Source organism: Veillonellales bacterium (genome assembly GCA_039680175.1).
Lineage (GTDB): Bacteria > Bacillota > Negativicutes > JAAYSF01 > JAAYSF01 > JBDKTO01.
This window is the reverse complement of record JBDKTO010000091.1, coordinates 1-17739: the sequence shown is the minus strand read 5'-3', so window position 1 is coordinate 17739 and position 17739 is coordinate 1. Positions and strand designations below refer to the sequence as shown.

Sequence of the window (17739 nt, the reverse complement as noted above, 5' to 3'; positions counted from 1 at the left end):
ATGAAATTTAAAAAGAAGGGCAGGGTCGATATGAAGAAAATCGTTTTTGAGAATGTATGCAAATCCTATGCTAAAACCAAAGTCATAAAAAATCTGAATTTGACCATTCAGCCGGGAGAACGGCTGATTCTTCTGGGCGCTTCCGGTTGCGGAAAATCTACCACGCTGCGGCTGATTGCCGGTTTGGAGGACATCACTTCCGGCAGCTTGTACATGAACGGACAGCGGGTGAACGATGTAGCCAGCGGTGAGCGGAATGTAAGCATGGTGTTTCAGAATTATGCTTTGTTTCCCCATATGACGGTGACGGATAATATCACCTATGGACTGAAAATACAAAAGCTGCCCCGGGAACAAATTCGCCAAAGGCTTCAGTCCGCTTTGGATATGCTGGAACTGAACGGACTAGAGGACAGGAAGCCGCGAGATCTGTCGGGTGGTCAGCGCCAGCGCGTGGCACTGGCGCGGGCTATTGTGAAGCGAAGCGATGTGCTGCTACTGGATGAACCCCTTTCCAATCTGGATGCCCAGCTTAGAGGTCATGCCCGGAAAGAATTAGTTAAAATTCACCAGGCCTATCAGCAGACTTTTGTTTATGTTACCCATGACCAAGTGGAAGCCATGACAGTCGGTCAGCGGATTGCCCTTATGCACGAAGGACGGCTCCAGATGATTGATACGCCTCACAATGTGTATAACCGGCCGGCTAATGTTTTTACGGCCAAGTTTATCGGTTCGCCGCCGACCAATATTTTTGCGGCCTGCTATGCAGACCGATCCATTCGCCTTGGCAAACAAACGATTAAACTGCCGGATTTTTGGAATGCCCATATTGGCAAAAACGGCTGTCGGGAATTTTACCTGGGGATTCGACCGGAGCATATCCGGCTGGAGAGGGACAAAATAGAGAACAGTTTTGCCGGTACCGTTAAATATGTCGAAGAGTATGGTAATCGCTGCGGTGTTTATTTTGCGATGGAGGGCAGGGAAGCCATCGCCATATGCGATGAGACGGGCTTGGAACCGGGTGAACCGGTGTGGTTTAAGCCGGATGTAAGCAAGATTCATGTTTTTGACCGGCAGACGCAGGAGAATATTGGCTATCCGGAGGTATATCATGAGAATTTATATCAGTACCAATCTGTATAAGCCGGAACAGCTGCATTTGATTTTCGGGCTTATAGACAAAATCGGTGATCCGCTTCTCGGCATTGAGCTGTTTCCGGAATGGCACAGTCAGGTGTTTTGTAACGAAGTGACAAGAGGTATGGAGAGATTTCGGTGTTATCCCAACTCTTTGCACGGTCCTTATGTTCATACCGAACATAGCAAGCCGGAGGGAACGGAGGAGTATGCCAGGACCATGGATTACTTTCGGCGGACTTTGGCCCTGTCCCGGCAGCTGAAAAGCCGCTATATCGTCTATCATCACAATAACTGCCGGGTGGACCCCCGGCATCGGGATGAAATGATAAAAAATTCTTCCCGGAATCTTGTGAAGCTGCGGTGCGAGGCCGAATATTTCGGGGCCAAACTGGCAGTTGAAAATGCGGGAGTTATGTCCCGGGGAAATATGTTATTTGATGAAGCACAGTTTATTAGTATGGCGGAGCGGATATCGGATGATATTTTGCTGGATGTGGGTCATGCCCATGCCAACGGCTGGGATCTGCACCATGTCATGGGGAAATTGGCGCATAAAATTACTGCCTATCACGTCCACAATAATGACGGATACGAAGATCAGCATAATCGCATCCGCCAGGGAACGTTGGATATCGCAAAGTTTTTTTGCTGGTATCAACAGTATACGCCCCAGGCGGACATTGTGGTTGAGTACGGGCAGCAGTGTGCGGAAGACCTCGATGGCATCGCCGAGGATGTTGCTTATGTCAAACAAATATTGTCTAAATAATAAAAGCCGCATTAGCGGCTTTTATTATTTAGACAGTACCGGCGTCGGTACTTGTTTTAAACTTAGGGCGATACGGCCCCGGGCTTCATCGACGCTGAGGATCATCACATCGATGATATCGCCGACCGACACTACGTCCAGAGGATGACGAAAGGGCTTGCGGCTGAGCTCGGAGCGGTGGATGAGGCCGTTGGTCTTGATGCCGATATCAACGAAAACGCCGAAGTCCACTACATTATGGACGGTGCCTTTGACAATGGTGCCGGCAGTAAGATCCGATAATTTGACGATGTTTTTCCGCGTCATGGGCGCCGGCAGATCTTCCCTGGGGTCACGGCCCGGTTTCGACAGGGCGGCCAGAATATCCCGTACAGTGGGCTCGCCGGCTCCCAGTTTGGCCGCCAACTGAGCGGCATCAACCCGCTGTACTTTTTGCTGGATGGCTTTTAGTGTGGTTTTTTCTTTTAAACCGGCAGGAGTAAAGCCCAGCCCGGTCAAAATAGCTTCGGCCAGAGAGTAGGATTCAGGATGGACCGGGGTGTTGTCCAGGGGGTTTTCGGCAGCTTGGAGTCGCAAGAATCCGGCGCACTGGACAAAGGTGGCCTGACCCAGGCGCGGCACCTTTAACAGCTGGGCCCGGCTGCTGAAGGTGCCTTGTTTGTCACGGAAGGCGACAATGTTTTTGGCGACGCTGGCGTTAACGCCGGAGACATGTTTCAATAATTCGATGGAAGCGGTATTTAATTCCACTCCCACATGATTGACTGCTGATTCGACGACGTTATTCAGGGTGGTGCCCAGTTCTTTCTGGTTCACGTCATGCTGATACTGGCCGACGCCAATGGACTTGGGATCAATTTTTACCAGCTCGGCCAGAGGGTCCTGCACCCGGCGGGCGATGGAAACGGCACCTCGCAGGGAAACATCCAAACCAGGAAGTTCCTCTTTCGCCAGCTTTGAGGCCGAATAAACGGAAGCACCGGCTTCATTGGTAATCAAATAATGTAGATTCAGGTTGTGGGCGGCAATCAATTCGGCGACAAATTCTTCTGTTTCAAACGAGGCGGTGCCGTTGCCGATGGACAGGAGAGTAACACCGTATTTTTTGATGACGGACAGGATGATTTCCGCTGCCTGCCGTCTCTCGGCGTCACTTTTGGTCAGATATAGGGTGCTGGTCGCCAGGGCAGCGCCGGTGGGGCTGACAACCGCCATTTTACAGCCGGTGCGATAGCCGGGATCCAGCCCCATGATGGTATGTCCGGCCAAAGGCGGCTGCAGGAGAAGCTGCCGCAAATTAAGACCGAATACCCGGGTGGCCTGCTTTTCGGCATTCTCGGTCAGTAAGGCCCGTATTTCCCGTTCCAGGGCAGGAAACAGCAGTCGCTTATAGCCGTCGCTGACAGCCGAGTGAAGAATACTGCTGAAAATAGAAGGACCGGTAATGACTTGGGCGGCGATTTTTGCAATATTGGCTTCATGATCCACCAGCAGATGTACCTTCAGCAGTTCTTTTTTCTCACCCCGGTTTACGGCCAGGATTCGATGGGATGGCATGCGCCGGACAGGCTCATGATATTCTTTATAGGAGAGGAAATCTTTTCCTTCTGCTTCCGATACAGCCAATTCGCTGCTGAGTTCGGCGCTTTGCCAAAGCAGCTTGCGAATCAGAGCACGGATGGAAGCCCGCTCCGCTGCTGTTTCGGCAATAATGTCACTGGCTCCGGCTAAGGCTGCTTCCGGGGATTCAATTTCCTTTTCCGGATTGACGAACCCGGCGGCTATTGTTAACGGATCGCCGCTGGTTAGTTTTTGGGCCAGAATGGTTTCAGCCAATGGTTCCAGCCCTCTTTCCCGGGCAATCTGGGCCCGGGTGCGCTTTTTCGGACGGAAGGGAAGATACAAGTCTTCTAAGTCCTGCAGTTTATCGGCGGCGGAGATGGCAGCAGTCAGTTCCGGCGTCAGTTTGCCTTGTTCTTCAATACTGCCGAGAATTTCTTCTTGGCGTTTGATGAGATTGCGGAGATATTGCAATCGCTCCTGGGTAGTGCGGATTTGCTCTTCGTCCAGTTCGCCGGTGGCTTCCTTACGGTAGCGGGCAATAAAGGGAATGGTATTGCCGTCATCCAGAAGTTTAATCACGGCAGTGACCTGATAAGTTTTGACTGTCAGTTCCCGGGCGATTAGAGCGGGTATATCGGTAAGCAGCATATAATTCACCAGCTTTGCAGTTATTTCTGTTTATTATAGCATCAAATGAGACTTTATTCAGGTGGAGTTTGTACTCCAGCTGAATTTTAGTCGAATTTATCCAGGAGCTTGTCGGCAGCATGAGCGGAGATTTTTTGGCTGCTGCGGTAAAAGCAGAGGGAATGCGGGGATAGAATAAAAAACAAGATTTGGCAGAAGCCAAATCCTGTTCTGTTTACTCTTCAATAAAACCGGTAATGAGAATTGTCGGTTTATCAATAAGATCAATAATGGCAGCGGTTTCGTCTTTCATCCGGATCAGCGGGCGTAAAGGAGACTGAGGATGATTTTCCAGAACATAAGCTTGCTGCCCTGTATTTAAGCAGATGAGACTGCCAACAGGATGAATGGTTACCGTATGCAGGAAAGTTCGTAGTACCTTCAAGTCAAACTGAGTGTTGCCGGATGCCAGCATATCTTCGACTACTTCCTGCCGGGGAGTGCCGCCGGTTTCCGCCTGCTTTAAAGCGTTATCAAAGTAATTGGCGACTGCCACAATTCGCGATAATGGATGCATGTCGCTGCCGGTCAGGCCCAGAGGATAACCGGATCCGTCATACATTTCATGATGTTCGGCGGCAATACGGGCGATGACCGGATGCAGTTTGTGGTTCAGGAGCAGATTTTTTCCATACAGGGTGTGGAGTCTGGGGCTGTTAACCAATTTATGATCGACCATCGGCAGAATGGATTTGCCCAGATCATGCAGCAAAGCGCCCATCGCCAAATCCGATAAGACCGGTCTGGACAGCTTCAGACCAAAGCCGGTGATTACCGAAAGCAGACAAACATTGATTGCGTGGTTGACTTCATCCGGATCGGGCTGGCGTACCTGAACACTGAGAATCTGCGGCAGATTTGTTTCGATTTCGCTGATTACCCGGTCAGTGGTCTGATGAATTTGGCGAATTTGTATTTTTTGCAGTTTAGGTGTCAGAAATGCCGCCGTTTTCATGGCAAACAAAGTACGAAAACAAGAAGTCAGTTCCCGGCGGAGACCAGTCGAAATGACCGGAGCCGGTTTGCAGACAGGAGCTTGGGGATCGATGGCCGGCAGCAGGGTAAAACCCAGCCTTTTTAATTGATGTATATAGCGTTCCGTTAAAGCCATTCCCTTTTCCAGCAGAAGATTGCTGCGGTCGTCAATAATATCTTCAGTAAGAATCATTCCGGATTTTGCCTGTTCAATTCGCATATTAGCACCTCGATAAAAATGCCATACTCTAGATCAATTATACCATGGATTATCGTGGAAAATAAGCGACTATAGTCCTGTGCCTAAAGGACCTAATGCCTATATTGCGACTGCTCTGAAAAGATGATATTCTGTAAGAACAGGGGTGAGACGATTGGAAAGTTCCCTATTGGTTCAAATGATAGAACGAATGAGTATTATGGCTACGCTGGCCTTTGTGCTGTCCCAAACCTCTATGTTTCGCCAGATCATTTATCGGCAGGTTGAGGTGCGAGAGCGGGTGCTTTTGATCCTGATTTTTGGCTGTATCGGAATTTTAGGGACGTATGCCGGTATTCCGATTAATGATGCGCTGGCGAATTCCCGGGTGATTGGCGTAATGGCCGCCGGCTTGGTAGGCGGGCCGGTTATGGGGGTCGCTACCGGTCTTATTGCCGGCGGACATCGTTATTTTCAGGGTGGATTTACTGCTTTCTCCTGCGGGCTGGCTAATGTCTGCGAAGGCTTGCTGGCCGGCTTGGTGCACCGCTGGTATCCGGCCCGGCCGATTCCCTGGTGGGTTGCGTTGGCTGCGGGCATGGTCGGTGAAATCATGCAGATGGGGATTATTTTATTAACTGCCCGGCCCTATGCCATGGCTCACTCGCTGGTAGAGCAGATTGCCATGCCGATGATAACAGCGAATTCGTTAGGTCTGGCCGTCTTTCTGCTGATTGTGAAAACGGCGATGGCCTCGCAGGAAATGGAGGGAGCGAAGCAGTCACGGAAAGCGTTGGATATTGCTACCAAAACGCTGCCTTATCTGCGGCAGGGACTGGATGAACGATCGGCCCAGGCTACGGCGAAAATTATTTATAATTCCGGCGGATATGATGCCGTATCGGTTACGGATAATGAACATGTGCTGGCTTTTGTCGGCGCAGAGGCCGAACATCATGCTCATAAAATAGGGCTAACCCGGTCTACCCGGCAGGTATTGGCATCCGGTGAAATGTATATTGCCCAGCACCAGTCGGAAATTGGCTGCGATTATCCCGGCTGTAAGCTGGCCAGCGCTGCTGTGGTACCGTTGAAACGGTCCGGTGCCACCATCGGCGCTTTAAAGTTGTATTATGTTCGTGACGGCGCCATTGGTTTTGCCGACAGGATGTTCGCTTCCGGTTTGGCCCATTTGTTTTCCACCCAGTTGGAACTGACGGAAATTGACCGTCAGTCGAAGCTGGCAGCGAAAGCGAAGATGAAAGCTCTGTATGCTCAAATTAATCCTCATTTTTTGTTCAATACACTCAATACGATTACTTCGCTGATTCGTACCAAACCGGATCAGGCCAGAGAACTATTATTAAAACTCAGTGCCATTTTTCGCTATACTCTGCATAAAACCGGGAGAAACATTACTCTTGCTGAAGAAATGGCTCAGGTAAGAGCGTATCTGACGATTGAAAAAGCCCGTCATGGGGACAAGCTGACGATTGAGGAAAAAATTGCGCCTGAGACCGAGCGATGCCTGATCCCTTCCCTGATTATTCAGCCGCTGGTGGAAAATGCGATAAACCATGGACTGCAGCCGAAGGCGGAAGGGGGTCATATTGTGATTCAGGCATCCATAGATGCCGGCATGATTATTATCAGCGTCGCTGATAATGGTGTCGGCATGGATCTGACTAAGTATCATCCCTTAACCGCTCCTTCCGATACCAGCATTGGGTTATCCAATGTTCACGAGCGAATCCGGGGCCAGTACGGCGTTGAATTTGGAGTGAGTCTTTGCAGTATATTAGGCAGCGGAACAACGGTTACTATGCGACTTCCCATTTGGAGAAATGAAGAGGGGGAGAACTGTGATCAGAACTTTGATTGTAGATGACGAGGCACCGGCCAGAGATGAATTAAAGTATCTTTTATCCCAGGAAGAGGGGATCTCGATTGTCGGTGAAGCTGACAGCGGACCGGAGGCCATTCGGCTGGCCGCTCGGGAAAAACCGGCGGTTATTTTTCTTGACGTGGAAATGCGGGGATTGAGCGGTCTGGAAACGGCTGTTGTCTTGCGAACTGTTGTGCCGGACGCTCTTATTGTTTTTGCCACCGCATATGATGAGTACGCAGTAAAAGCGTTTGAAGTGGGAGCCGTTGACTATGTGTTAAAGCCATTTGAGCAAGCACGAATTCGACGCTCCATTGGGCGGATTCGGGAATATCATCCCCAGGAGTGGGCGGAAGCTGCCAAGCGGGTGGATACGGTTCTGACTAAGAGCAAAATTATTATAGCGAAACTTCCTGTGGAAAGAAACGGTAAAATATTATTGGTGGATTACGATGATATTGTCTATATTTCCACCCAGTCCGGGAGTGTGACGGTCGTAACAGCGGGCGACCGGTTTTATTACAGCGGTACGTTGGCGGAACTGGAAGAACGGCTGCTGAATACATCATTAGTCCGTGTACATAAAAGCTATATCGTCAATTTGGATAAAGTGAAAGAGATTATCCCCTGGTTCAAGGGAACGTACTGGCTCAAGGTAGAAGGCGTGCCGGATATGGAAATTCCGGTAAGTAAAAGCCAAATTAAAGGAATTAAGGACATACTTGGTTTAAAATAACAGCGTGCGGACGGCAGAATCTTTTTTGATTCTGCCGTTGTTTGATTTTTGTCACATAAATTTGAAGATAACATAATATGTAATACCTAGCGGCAAAAAAGGCAGCGGGGGATCAGAGACGTTTAGCCAAGCAGCGAAAAAATGCGTTAGCGGCTTTTTTAGAGGAATATTCGCCAGAACTATAGCGCATGCTAAGGGTGAAGTTGAAGAAAAGGGGGGATCAGGGTGCTGTCATCAAAGGAATTAATGCAGCTGGAAGACTTTCTCACCATGGAGCAAACCTATGTGAAGACGTTGAATTACTTTGCCGGCAATCTACAGGATAATCAAGCGAAACAATTATTTCAGCAGATGGCTCAAAAAAACCAGCAAAACTTTCAATCCGTATCCAGGCACTTAAATGCCGGTCAAACATTACAATAAGAAGAGGTGATCAGAATGGCGCAGACAGGACAGCAAAATCAGCAGCAGGCCGGTAATAACGGGCAAGGCATGCAGTTTACCGATCAGGACATGCTGCAAGTAGCACTGAATGAAAGTAAGCATATGGCCGAGTCGGTTAACACATATATTTTGGAAGCTAATAATGACCAACTCCGCCGGGATTATATGACGATACTGGGTGATGTATACAGCCAGCAAAAAAAATTGTTTGATGTGATGCAGCAAAAGGGTTTCTATAATGTCAAAAATGCCAATCCCCAGGATATTGCCCAGGCGGAAAATAAATTCGGCAGTCAGGCGCAATAAAGTCTAAAAATCTAGTGCGGCAGTCAGGCCCGGTGTATAATACACTGGGCCTGACTATTTGGCGGTACGTTTTTCCTTGACAATAATTCTTCCGGTCAGTAAAATTAGAACTGAAATAGGTAATAATTATTTTCCAAAAGTATATTTGTAAAGCAGGTGTTATAGTCATGGGAAAAATATGTGTTACAGCGTTACTTAGAGATAAAGGGTTTAAAGTGACGCCGCAGCGGTTGGCCATTTATAATGTACTGGCCGGGACAAAAAGTCATCCCAGCGTGGAAATGATTTTTAACCAATTGCAGCCGCTGTATCCCACGATGAGTCTGGCAACCGTTTATAAGACGATTGAAATACTGAAAACAATTGGGTTGGTACAAGCCCTTAACGTGGGAGAAGACAGTTTCCGTTATGATGCCAATGCCAGCAGCCATCCCCATATTTGCTGTATCCAGTGTGGCCGGGTGGATGACCTTGACGGCATTGATGCTGAGGAGTTTATCGGGCAGGTCGCCGGAAAAACTGCTTACCGGCTGACCGGCCAGCAGTTCTACTTTTACGGGATATGCCCCGCCTGTCAGGGAAGCAGCCACTAAACCAAAAGCAACCGGACAATACGATGGACATGCGACAACAAGTCTTTGGCAACAAGCCAAGGACTTGTTGCATTGGAAGAATGTGGTGAAAAAGGTAGACGAATAAAATTCATAATGTTATGATAAAAATAGGAAGCGCCAACTATAAAGTTTCGGAGGCCGATTATGGTTTCTGCTAAGGAATTGCGTTGCGTTATAACGAAAGTGTCACCGAATATGATGTTGGCCCGGGATTTGCTTGACGACGGAACGCTCCTGCTGCGGGCAGGAACGATTCTTACCGTGAATTTGATTCGCCTGCTGCAGCAGTGGGGCGTATGCGTGCTGGATGTGGTAGCAGATAAACAAGGAAGCCCGAAAGCTGCTGCCGACAGTGTCAATGGCTTGTCGGTAAAATATCAGGATACGGTAAATCAAGTCCGGCAGGCTTTTGACTCAATCTCCCATTTTAAGGAAATTCCCCTCCGTAAGATGCGGGAGCTGGCGAATCAGTCTATAGAGCCATTGGTTCACTCCGGCAGTATTCTTAGTCAGCTTCACGTGATGCGTCGAATTGATGATGATTATACCTTCAATCACTCCGTAAATGTGGCAATCATCGCTGGCATCCTGGCAAAATGGGAGGGATATAAGGAGAAAGATCTGAAAGACATCATTCTGGCAGGGTTGCTGCATGATGTGGGCAAGACGCAGATTCCCTTGAATATCCTGAACAAACCGGGGAAGCTGTCGGCGGATGAAATGGAAATTATGCGGCTGCATAGTACTTTTGGTTATCATTTTATCCGTCAGACAAATGGGGTACCCAAGGCAGTTGCGTTGAGTATTCTTCAGCATCATGAACGGCTGGACGGCAGTGGTTATCCTCAGGGGCTTAAGGCTGATGAAATCCATTATGCCGCCCGGATTGTTGCCATTAGTGATGTTTATGATGCGCTGACTTCGGACCGGGTATACCGCCGCGGCTTAACCCCCTTTGCTGCTGTGGAAATGTTGATCGATGAAATGGGTCACCAACTGGATGCCCCTGTTTGCAGTACTTTTCTGCTGAATGTGCGGGATTATTTGATTGGCAATGTTGTTATGCTCAGTGACGGGCGGGAAGCAACCGTCGTTCTTTCCGGCCGGTTTATGGCTGATCGTCCGCTGGTGCGTACGGTTGATGGCGAATTTATTGACCTGGAACAAAATAAGGAATTGACGATTATAAAAATTTTGCAAGCATAGTAAAGAAGCACTCAGCCCCTGACGGGTATTTCCCGGTCAGGGTTTTTTGGCGTGCGACAGGAAAAGTGCCGCTGTCAGCGAAATATATTGTCAGGGAGAGTGATAATATGGATTTGGCCCGTTATATTGATCACACTAATTTGAAACCGGAGGCTAAGCCGGCAGACATTATCCGGCTGTGTCAGGAGGCGGCTCAGTATCAGTTTGCCGCCGTATGCGTGAATCCCATCTACGTGGATTTAGCAGTTCATCATCTCAAAGGTACAGGTGTAAAAGTGGCAACAGTTATCGGGTTTCCCCTCGGGGCCGTTCCGACGACAGTGAAAGTATATGAGGCCCGTCAGGCGATAGCGGACAAGGCAGATGAATTGGATATGGTGATTCAGCTGGGGGCGGCCAAAATTGGTTTATGGGAAGCCGTTATCCGGGACATTCATAATGTGGTAACAGCGGCGGAAGAAAAAACAGTCAAGGTAATTATTGAAACGGCGCTGTTAACGGAAGAAGAGAAAAAACAGGCCTGCCGGGCCGTACTAGCCGGTGGGGCTCATTTTGTGAAAACCTCTACCGGATTCGGTCCCGGCGGGGCAACGGTTCAGGACGTTCAACTGCTTAAGCAAGTGACTCAGGGCCGGATTGGGATCAAGGCGGCCGGCGGTATCAGAACCCGGGCGGACGCCGAAGCATTGATTGCAGCCGGAGCGACCCGGCTGGGAACCAGTGCCGGAGTGAATTTGATAAAATAGTTTACATAAAATACAAGTAGGCAAGGCCGGACCCCTGTGCTATAATGGGTTGCTGCAATAAAGGAGGGGTGCCGGATGCGTATGATCACACATAATGACGCGGTTGCTATGACCGGTCTCATCGCCATTGCTTTTGTCGTAATGCTTTTTCTTCACCTGCCGGCACGGCCGCAAATGTGGCTGTATCCGCTGGTTCGCCAGGCAGCAAAGACAAAGGTGGAGTTTGAGACTCGTCATTTGGCGGTAGAGGAAACGGAACATTTTATCATTAGATATTCACCGCTGGATGCTGATGTGGTACCGATGGTGGCTAAGGCTGCGGAAGAGGCGTACCGGCCGGTTACCGGTACGATGGGATATGTGCCGCAGGGAAAAACTATGGTTGTGATTTATCATGACAAAGACGAACTGCGTCAGGCCTTCGGCTGGTCGGGAGACGAAAGCGCTATGGGCGTATACTGGGGCGGAGTCATTCAATTGCTGTCGCCTCACGTTTGGATGAAGGACAGTCCATCCGTCGAAGAATTCATTCATTCCGGACCAATGGTTCACGAATATACCCACTTAGTTTTTGACTATTTGACCAACGGTAATTACCCCCGCTGGTTTACCGAGGGGATTGCCCAGTATGTAGAGTACAAGGTCAATCACTATGAATGGCTGACAACGGATAATACCTGGGGTCGTCCTCTATATTCAATGACGGAAATGGAGCGCAGCTTTGATGATTTGCCTAACCAGCCGCTGGCTTATCGCGAATCCTTTGCTGCCGTGCGGTATATCGCCGAAGTTCATGGGGACGATAAGCTGCATCGGGTTATCAGCAGCCTGCAGGCCGGTCAGAGTATGGAGCAGGCGATTCACAGCAGTCTGGGGATGGATGAATTGGCTTATGAAACTGCGTGGCGCAGCTGGGCGGTACAGAATATGAAATGAGAACGAGATATACCAAGGCGGGTGTATCTCGTTCTCATTTTTTCTTATTCTCTGGCTTCCAACAGGGCATAAATCTTTTGCAGCAAATCGATAATTGTTTTATTTTGGACAATGAGAATATCCTGATTTTGTACAATCTGGGCAATCGGAGCCGTGTCTTGATGAATTTCTTCCAGAACGGCTTTAATCATTTTTTCCGGGCTGGCCATTAGCGGACCTCCTTTGTTATAGAGACTGTTGGTTGGTGCCGGCATTTGTTATATCTTATGCCTAGAGAGGAAAATGGTGAGCGTTTCGGCCGGCAGGGACTTCTTGTGTCCGCTAAACAGGAGTGCTACAATGAATGCAACAGCGAAGGGAGAAATGGTATGGGTATTTTTCATGCGTGCGATATTCGCGGAATCGCCGGAAAAGATCTTTCGGATGATATAGCCCGCCAAATTGGCTGGGCAGTCGGGGCCAAATTACAGAAGGGAAAAGTCGTGGTCGGAGGCGATATCCGTTTGTCTACGGCGGGTTTGAAACAGAGCATGATTCAAGCTCTGGTGGAATCAGGCTGCAGGGTAATTGATATCGGCACCGCAGCTACGCCGGTGTTTTATTACGCACTTCAGGTCACTGGCGCCGACGGCGGGGTAATGGTGACCGCGTCTCATAATCCCGCCCCTTATAATGGTTTTAAATTGGTGCTGGGTCCCCAGCCGGTGACGGAACAGGATGTCAAAGAAATTGAAAGCTTCGTGCAAAACGGCGTTCGGGTACAGGGCGATGGCCGCAGTGACTTTTTGCCAATCATCGACCCGTATATCGAACATACGGCCAAGCAGGCACAAGCCGGCAATTTGCGGGTTGTGGTTGATGCGGGACACGGCGCTGCAGCAACAATAGCGCCAAAACTATTTCGCTCCCTGGGGTATGATGTAGTGGAGCTCTATTGCTGGCCGGACGGCAATTTTCCCCACCGGCCGCCGAATCCGGCTTTGGCGGAGAATTTAGCCGATTTAGGGAACATGGTTCGACAGACCGGGGCTGCGCTGGGCGTCGCTTTTGACGGCGACGGCGACCGGGCCGGGTTTGTCGATGAAAATGGCCGCCCCCTGGATAATGATGATATTATGGTGCTGCTGGCGCGGCATTATTTGGCGAAGGGTCCGGGAACGGTTATTTATGACGCCAAGTGCTCCATGGTCGTACCGGAGGAAATTCGCAAAGCCGGCGGCCGGCCGGTCATGGCCCGGGCGGGACACACCTTCAGCAAGGCGGCTTTTTTGCGCGAAAAAGCGTTGTTTGCTGGAGAAATCAGCGGCCATTTCTTTTTCTCGGAATTGGGCTATGACGACGGCATGTTTGCCGGACTTAAAGTCTGTGAATTTGTCGCCCGCCACGGAGCTCTCTCCGGGTTGATAGACGCTATTCCCGCATATCTTTCCACGCCTGATATCCGCATTCCTTATCCGGGGGCGGATAAAGATGCTATTTTAGCTGAGGTGGCGGAAAGGTTACACAAATTTCGGCCCAATCGAATTGACGGTGTGCGAATTGAGTTTAGCGACGGCTGGGGAATGATCCGTGCTTCGGTGACCGAACCCTTATTTACCCTGCGGTTTGAAGCCAAATCCAAAAGAAGACAGCGGGAGATTACCAACTTGTTGTTGTCTGCTTTACCGAAGTCAATTCGTCAGGCGGTGTTGAACAAAATAGAAGAATAGACCATTTGACGGCAGGGAAGGATTTTAAATCGCTGCAGCGAAAATAATAAAAATATAGGTTTGATAAAGGAGTTTCTATGGAAGTTCATGTGCTAGCCAGCGGCAGCACCGGCAATGCTGCGTTATTGAAATTCGATCATACGAATATTTTAGTCGATGCCGGTATCAGTGCTCGGCGAATTCAAAAGAAGATGGCGGATACGGGGACAGATATTCAGGACCTGGACGGAGTTCTCATCACCCATGAACACCGGGATCATATCAGCGGGCTGCCTACATTAATGAAGAAGTATCATTTGCCGGTTTATGCCAGACCGGATACTTGGAGTGCCATGTATTGCCGGAATTTACTACCGGAAGAAAACTGCAATATCCTGGATGACAGCTTTGAAATCGGTCAGGTCAAGGTCGAACCTTTCAGTATTTCCCATGATGCATCGGATCCGGTGGGCTTTAATCTGTTTCATCAGAAACTAAAATGCAGTGTGGCCACCGACCTTGGTTTTGCCACCGAGACGGTCAAGAAAGCGTTGAGCCTGTCGGATATTATGGTGCTGGAAGCAAACCATGATCTGGAGATGCTGCAAAATGGCAGCTATCCCCTGTATTTAAAGCGCCGCATTATGAGCAATAGAGGACACTTGTCCAATAATGACGCCGGGTGGCTGCTCGCCCGCCTGTCCCGGAAAAATCATACGGAAGTCATGTTGGCTCATCTCAGCCAGGAGAACAACCGTCCCGCGATTGCCGAACAAACGGTAAGTGAAATTTTACAGGAACAGGGCTGCCGGCTGGGCACCGAAGTGAAGCTCAACATGACATTCCCTGATTCGATTGCCAGTTTAAAACTATAGCAGGGAGGAGAACAAAATGGATAAACATTATAAACGGTTTGCCCCTTTCTTTATTGTTGCTGTCATTGGCGCCATTATCGGTGGCAGTATAGTCTTGGGCTACAGTTCTGAGAGAATGGCTAAGCCGGCGCCGCAAAATACTGTGGTTCAGAATATGCTGCTTCCGTCTGTTGCTCAGGCACAGGTTTCGGAATCACGCAATACACCGATCGTCCGGGCTGCTCAGGCCGTTGGTCCGGCAGTTGTGGGGATTACCAACAAGGCTTATGCCCGGGACTTTTTTAACCGTAAAGTTCTTGTACAGCAGGGCAGCGGATCTGGTGTTATTTTCGATTCCAATGGCTATATTGCCACTAACTATCATGTGGTGCAAAATGCCCAGGAAATCGCAGTTTCTTTAGCGGATGGACGTACTTTTAACGGAAAAGTCCTGGGAACTGACCCGGCCACCGATCTGGCAGTGGTAAAAATTGATGCTACCGATTTGCCGGCAGCTGCTTTTGGCAATTCCGACAACCTATTGGTCGGTGAACCGGCGATTGCTATCGGCAATCCTTTGGGCTTGGAGTTTAAAGGCAGCGTTACCGCCGGAGTTATCAGCGCTTTGGGCCGTTCCATTGAAATTGGTGAACGCAAGTTTAAATTGATTCAGACCGATGCCGCTATTAATCCGGGGAATTCCGGCGGAGCGCTGGTTAACGCCGACGGATTGGTGATCGGCATTAATAGCGCGAAAATTTCCGTAGCGGGTGTGGAAGGGATCGGCTTTGCCATTCCCATAAACACAGCCAGGCCGATTTTGCAGGCAATTATCGATAACGGCCGGGTCGTTCGGGCGTATCTGGGCGTAGGCGCATTAGATAAAAACACGGCTGCCCGTTATGGCTATGAGTTAAATATCGACAAAGGGGTCTACGTTGCAAGACTGTCCCAGGGTGGTCCGGCAGCCAAAGCCGGTATCCAGGAGGGAGACATCATTTTGAAGGTCGCCGGGACTGAAACCAACAGTGTAGCCGACCTCCGGGCGGCGGTAGATGCTCAGCCGGTAGGCAGCAAGTGTGAAGTGGTTATTGTTCGTGATAATCAGACGCAGACCGTAAAGGTATTGCTGGAAGAAATGCCGACTCAGCAGCAATGAAGATTACCATTGCCGCTGTCGGTAAAATAAAAGAAAAATATCTTACCACCGGTATCGCCGAGTTCGTCAAACGCCTCGGCCCCTATTGTCATCTGCAGATCCTTGAAATTGACGAAGAGCGGATGCCGGATAACCCTTCCCCGGCGGAAAAGGCAAAAGTATTGGAAAAAGAAGGGGAAAGACTGCTCAGGACCGTCCGGGACAACAGCTACCTTATTGTCCTGGACGTCGCCGGCAAACCATCCTCCTCCGAAGAATTGTCCGCCAAACTGGACGCCCTTGGCCTCGCCGGCCAAAGCGACATCACCTTCGCCATCGGCGGCGCCTTCGGCCTCGCCCCCAACATCCTCGGCGCTGCCAAGGAACGGCTGTCATTTTCAAAAATGACATTTACCCACCAGATGATCCGCCTGCTGCTGGTAGAGCAGATATACCGGGCGTTTAAAATCAGCCGGGGGGAGAAATATCATTGGTAGTGGCGAAAAAGTAGAACTCCTGCCCAACTTTTGTTAATTTGGCAGGAGTTCTTATTCTTTTAAGAAATTATTTAATTATAATATTGCACGGTAGGACTGAATCGGTGGAACTGTCCCCGAGAGTCCAATATATTAGGATGGTGCTTTAATTGAGAAAAGAAGATCTTGAGGCTGTAAAAGATTTCATTAATCTTACTGAAGATATGGCTGGAAAGGCAACTGGGGCTGCTCTTGGATTTGTTATAGGTGGACTGCCAGGTGCTATGATAGGAAGTGCCAGTGTTCCTGTTGTGCAAAGACTTTTTAAAGAACTTGGAGGAGATTTAAAAGAACGGATGCTCGCACCACGTGAAAAAGTGAAAATTGGTTTAGCTATCACATATGCTGCAAATAAGATACAAGATAAATTAAAAGTTGGTGAGCAACTTCGGGATGATGATTTTTTCCAATCTTGTAACTCTGATCGAAATACAGCAGAAGAAATCATTGAAGGAGTGCTGTTTGCAGCGCAACGGGAACATGAGGAAAAGAAAATTAAGTACTATGGTAATTTGTATGCTAATTTGAGTTTTAAGAATTATCAAAATTTGGGTAAAGGTGAAGCAAATGCATTATTAAGGAGTGCTCAAAATTTATCATATCGGGAACTATGCATATTAGCTATGATTGGTGGTAAAATGATCGGAGTATATGATTCTAATAAATTTAGACAAGTAAGTTACCGTAATGAGCAAAAATTGAACGATAAATTAGTCATTCTATTACATGAAATTTATAGTCTATATAACCAGGGAATGATTAATAATGGCGGGGAAGCTGCGCTTGGATTGTCAGACTTAAATCCTTCTAAGTTGAATATACAAGGCGTAGGGGCAGATTTATTTAATATAATGGAGCTTTTATATATTCCAAAAGAGGATTATTCAAAGGAGTTGAATTTATTGGAATATATTTAGTGAGAGACACAAAGGACAATTGGGGATGTTCCTTTCTTGTCAATCTTTTGATATAACTGTCGTCAGGGGTGATGATGAATGGGAAGGAAAGCGAGACAATTAAGCAGCAGCGGCTTTTATCATGTAATGTTTCGAGGTGTTAATCATCAACACGTTTTTGAAGATAAGAGTGATTATACCTGCTTCCTAAGCGCATTGCATGACTTGAAAATCGATCTTGCTTTTGAGATACATGCTTATTGTTTAATGAGTAATCATGTTCATCTTTTACTTCGAGAAAAGAAATTGGGAGATATATCTCTGATTATGAAGCGGTTACTGACTAAATACGCTATGTACTTTAACCGTAAATATCAGCGTAGCGGAGCGCTGGTAGCAAGTCGCTATAAAAGTG

The 17739-nt window shown here is 48.6% G+C and carries 19 protein-coding genes; 16 read left to right on the top strand and 3 right to left on the bottom strand.

Going from position 1 to position 17739, the window contains the following annotated elements; all coding sequences use genetic code 11:
* Positions 1 to 30 precede the first annotated feature (30 nt).
* On the top strand, positions 31 to 1149 hold the full coding sequence (locus ABFC84_15425) for an ABC transporter ATP-binding protein (GenBank protein MEN6414129.1): 1119 nt from the start codon (positions 31 to 33) through the stop codon (positions 1147 to 1149).
* Positions 1118 to 1915, top strand: a complete 798-nt coding sequence (locus tag ABFC84_15420) for a sugar phosphate isomerase/epimerase (GenBank protein ID MEN6414128.1) — start codon at positions 1118 to 1120, stop codon at positions 1913 to 1915. The genes ABFC84_15425 and ABFC84_15420 overlap by 32 nt, the downstream gene beginning before the upstream one ends.
* Positions 1916 to 1939: 24 nt before the next feature.
* Here the strand turns inward: ABFC84_15420 and ABFC84_15415 are convergent, their stop codons facing one another.
* Together ABFC84_15415 and ABFC84_15410 are read right to left on the bottom strand one after the other, a co-directional pair.
* Complete coding sequence (locus ABFC84_15415; GenBank protein MEN6414127.1) at positions 1940 to 4126, bottom strand: Tex family protein; 2187 nt, start codon at positions 4124 to 4126, stop codon at positions 1940 to 1942.
* Between the two features lie 214 nt (positions 4127 to 4340).
* Positions 4341 to 5360, bottom strand: coding sequence for an HD domain-containing phosphohydrolase (locus ABFC84_15410; GenBank protein MEN6414126.1), 1020 nt, complete (start codon positions 5358 to 5360; stop codon positions 4341 to 4343).
* A 154-nt stretch (positions 5361 to 5514) separates the two neighbouring features.
* Here ABFC84_15410 and ABFC84_15405 point away from each other — a divergent pair, with 154 nt between their 5' ends.
* The 8 genes from ABFC84_15405 (at position 5515) to ABFC84_15370 (ending at position 12212) form a co-directional block, all read left to right on the top strand.
* A complete protein-coding gene (locus ABFC84_15405) occupies positions 5515 to 7227 on the top strand; it encodes a sensor histidine kinase (GenBank protein MEN6414125.1) in 1713 nt (570 codons plus the stop codon).
* Entirely contained in the window at positions 7202 to 7960 is a 759-nt protein-coding gene (locus tag ABFC84_15400; protein ID MEN6414124.1) for a LytTR family DNA-binding domain-containing protein, read from the top strand. The genes ABFC84_15405 and ABFC84_15400 overlap by 26 nt, the downstream gene beginning before the upstream one ends.
* Positions 7961 to 8185: 225 nt before the next feature.
* On the top strand, positions 8186 to 8383 hold the full coding sequence (locus tag ABFC84_15395) for a hypothetical protein (GenBank protein MEN6414123.1): 198 nt from the start codon (positions 8186 to 8188) through the stop codon (positions 8381 to 8383).
* Positions 8384 to 8398: 15 nt separating this feature from the next.
* A complete protein-coding gene (locus tag ABFC84_15390; protein ID MEN6414122.1) occupies positions 8399 to 8710 on the top strand; it encodes a spore coat protein in 312 nt (103 codons plus the stop codon).
* Between the two features lie 167 nt (positions 8711 to 8877).
* Positions 8878 to 9303 carry a Fur family transcriptional regulator gene (locus ABFC84_15385; protein MEN6414121.1) on the top strand — a complete coding sequence of 142 codons (426 nt, stop codon included), beginning with the start codon at positions 8878 to 8880 and terminating at the stop codon, positions 9301 to 9303.
* 165 nt (positions 9304 to 9468) lie between these two features.
* Entirely contained in the window at positions 9469 to 10530 is a 1062-nt protein-coding gene (locus tag ABFC84_15380) for an HD-GYP domain-containing protein (protein MEN6414120.1), read from the top strand.
* A gap of 107 nt (positions 10531 to 10637) precedes the next feature.
* Positions 10638 to 11276 (top strand): deoxyribose-phosphate aldolase, encoded by a 639-nt coding sequence (gene deoC / locus ABFC84_15375; protein MEN6414119.1) that lies wholly within the window; start codon positions 10638 to 10640, stop codon positions 11274 to 11276.
* Positions 11277 to 11351: 75 nt separating this feature from the next.
* Positions 11352 to 12212, top strand: coding sequence for a hypothetical protein (locus tag ABFC84_15370; GenBank protein ID MEN6414118.1), 861 nt, complete (start codon positions 11352 to 11354; stop codon positions 12210 to 12212).
* A gap of 44 nt (positions 12213 to 12256) precedes the next feature.
* On the opposite strand, the gene ABFC84_15365 is transcribed toward ABFC84_15370, so the two are convergent.
* Positions 12257 to 12421 carry a hypothetical protein gene (locus tag ABFC84_15365; GenBank protein ID MEN6414117.1) on the bottom strand — a complete coding sequence of 55 codons (165 nt, stop codon included), beginning with the start codon at positions 12419 to 12421 and terminating at the stop codon, positions 12257 to 12259.
* A 57-nt stretch (positions 12422 to 12478) separates the two neighbouring features.
* Here ABFC84_15365 and ABFC84_15360 point away from each other — a divergent pair, with 57 nt between their 5' ends.
* The 6 genes from ABFC84_15360 to ABFC84_15335 form a co-directional block, all read left to right on the top strand.
* Entirely contained in the window at positions 12479 to 13921 is a 1443-nt protein-coding gene (locus tag ABFC84_15360) for a phosphomannomutase/phosphoglucomutase (protein MEN6414116.1), read from the top strand.
* A gap of 77 nt (positions 13922 to 13998) precedes the next feature.
* The gene (locus tag ABFC84_15355) at positions 13999 to 14775 is read left to right on the top strand and encodes an MBL fold metallo-hydrolase (GenBank protein ID MEN6414115.1); all 777 of its coding nucleotides are present in this window, start codon (positions 13999 to 14001) and stop codon (positions 14773 to 14775) included.
* 16 nt (positions 14776 to 14791) lie between these two features.
* On the top strand, positions 14792 to 15913 hold the full coding sequence (locus ABFC84_15350) for a trypsin-like peptidase domain-containing protein (GenBank protein MEN6414114.1): 1122 nt from the start codon (positions 14792 to 14794) through the stop codon (positions 15911 to 15913).
* Complete coding sequence (gene rlmH, locus ABFC84_15345; GenBank protein ID MEN6414113.1) at positions 15910 to 16389, top strand: 23S rRNA (pseudouridine(1915)-N(3))-methyltransferase RlmH; 480 nt, start codon at positions 15910 to 15912, stop codon at positions 16387 to 16389. Before ABFC84_15350 ends, rlmH begins: the two co-directional genes overlap by 4 nt.
* Positions 16390 to 16538: 149 nt before the next feature.
* Positions 16539 to 17345, top strand: a complete 807-nt coding sequence (locus ABFC84_15340) for a hypothetical protein (GenBank protein ID MEN6414112.1) — start codon at positions 16539 to 16541, stop codon at positions 17343 to 17345.
* 78 nt (positions 17346 to 17423) lie between these two features.
* A partial coding sequence (locus ABFC84_15335; protein ID MEN6414111.1) for a transposase occupies positions 17424 to 17739 on the top strand: 316 nt, incomplete at its 3' end.

Coding starts and splice junctions, on each gene's coding strand:
- ABFC84_15420 (MEN6414128.1), top strand. CDS start 1,118: ATGAGAATTTATATCAGTACCAATCTGTATAAGCCGGAACAGCTGCAT.
- ABFC84_15390 (MEN6414122.1), top strand. CDS start 8,399: ATGGCGCAGACAGGACAGCAAAATCAGCAGCAGGCCGGTAATAACGGG.
- ABFC84_15380 (MEN6414120.1), top strand. CDS start 9,469: ATGGTTTCTGCTAAGGAATTGCGTTGCGTTATAACGAAAGTGTCACCG.
- ABFC84_15360 (MEN6414116.1), top strand. CDS start 12,479: ATGCCTAGAGAGGAAAATGGTGAGCGTTTCGGCCGGCAGGGACTTCTT.
- ABFC84_15370 (MEN6414118.1), top strand. CDS start 11,352: ATGCGTATGATCACACATAATGACGCGGTTGCTATGACCGGTCTCATC.
- rlmH (MEN6414113.1), top strand. CDS start 15,910: ATGAAGATTACCATTGCCGCTGTCGGTAAAATAAAAGAAAAATATCTT.
- ABFC84_15365 (MEN6414117.1), bottom strand. CDS start 12,421: ATGGCCAGCCCGGAAAAAATGATTAAAGCCGTTCTGGAAGAAATTCAT.
- deoC (MEN6414119.1), top strand. CDS start 10,638: ATGGATTTGGCCCGTTATATTGATCACACTAATTTGAAACCGGAGGCT.
- ABFC84_15425 (MEN6414129.1), top strand. CDS start 31: ATGAAGAAAATCGTTTTTGAGAATGTATGCAAATCCTATGCTAAAACC.
- ABFC84_15415 (MEN6414127.1), bottom strand. CDS start 4,126: ATGCTGCTTACCGATATACCCGCTCTAATCGCCCGGGAACTGACAGTC.
- ABFC84_15385 (MEN6414121.1), top strand. CDS start 8,878: ATGGGAAAAATATGTGTTACAGCGTTACTTAGAGATAAAGGGTTTAAA.
- ABFC84_15350 (MEN6414114.1), top strand. CDS start 14,792: ATGGATAAACATTATAAACGGTTTGCCCCTTTCTTTATTGTTGCTGTC.
- ABFC84_15355 (MEN6414115.1), top strand. CDS start 13,999: ATGGAAGTTCATGTGCTAGCCAGCGGCAGCACCGGCAATGCTGCGTTA.
- ABFC84_15410 (MEN6414126.1), bottom strand. CDS start 5,360: ATGCGAATTGAACAGGCAAAATCCGGAATGATTCTTACTGAAGATATT.